Below are 969 nucleotides of genomic sequence, written 5' to 3'. Positions count from 1 at the left end.
CGGGCGGCCACGGGCACGGGCGCCAGCCGCTGGCCGAGCTGCTGGCCGAGGTGCTGGCGCTGGCCGAGCTGCCGGTGGCCGCCGCCGGCGGCCTGGCCGACGGGCAGGACGTGGCGCGGGTGCTGGCCGCTGGTGCGCAGGCCGCGGTGCTGGGCACGGCCTTTCTCGCCCCGCTCGAATCCTTCGCCCATGGGCAGCACGAGCAGCACGAGCAGCGTGTGGGGGCGACCGGCGCGGGCGCGCTGGTGCGCCAGCTCGCGCAGGACGCGGCCGCGCACTTGGCGCTGCTCAAGCCACCGCTCGTCGAGTACGCCTCGCCCGTGTGCTATGCCCCCGAGTTCGAGCGCCAGCGCGATGCGCAGCTCGCCGACCGGCTGAACGCCCTGCTGGAGGCCGAGCGCGCCGCCGCGTGGGTGGCGCTGGAGGCGGCCCAGGCACTGGCGCCGGACGGGCCGGCGCGCGCACCTGTCGAGGCCCTACACGACGATGCGGTGCGCTGGTGCGGGGTGCTGCTGCGCGCGCTGCAGTCCCTGGACGCGTGGCCCTCGCCGCGCACCGGCGGACTGTACGAGCAGGCCGCGGCCGCCACCGGCCTGCACGAGCGGCTGGCCCTGCTGCGCGAGCACCAAAACGAGGTGGTGCAGGCTCTGGACACGCTGCTGGAGACGCTCGAGCGCGAGGAATTGCGCGCCGACCTGCAGGCCATGCGGGAAGCCCGGCAGGACCGCCTGGCGCACCTTGGCGACTCTCCGGGCCACGCTGCCGCAGCGGGCTAGCTGCGCCGGTGCTGTAATGCGCCCTGGCCCGGCGGCGAGCGCTGGGCCCTTGCGCATTCCATCCAACGCCCCGCCCTGCCCGTTTTCCATGCCCCTGGTCGAATTCACCGCCCTGCTGGTGCTTGCCACCGCCATGAGCTTCACCCCCGGACCGAACACCACCCTGTCCACCGCGCTGGCCGCCAACCGCGGC

1 protein-coding gene and 1 pseudogene are annotated in these 969 nt (G+C 75.4%); both read left to right on the top strand.

The window, feature by feature from the left end:
* The coding region (locus A612_RS18000) for a DUF6306 domain-containing protein (RefSeq protein ID WP_019374831.1) at positions 1 to 776 on the top strand (776 nt) is incomplete at its 5' end.
* A gap of 88 nt (positions 777 to 864) precedes the next feature.
* Positions 865 to 969: pseudogene (locus A612_RS17995) on the top strand (LysE family translocator); the annotation flags it as partial.

Origin of the sequence: Melaminivora alkalimesophila (assembly GCF_000282995.1) — a bacterium.
In the GTDB taxonomy this organism is placed as follows: domain Bacteria; phylum Pseudomonadota; class Gammaproteobacteria; order Burkholderiales; family Burkholderiaceae_C; genus Melaminivora; species Melaminivora alkalimesophila.
This window is presented reverse-complemented; position numbering and strand designations above follow the sequence as displayed.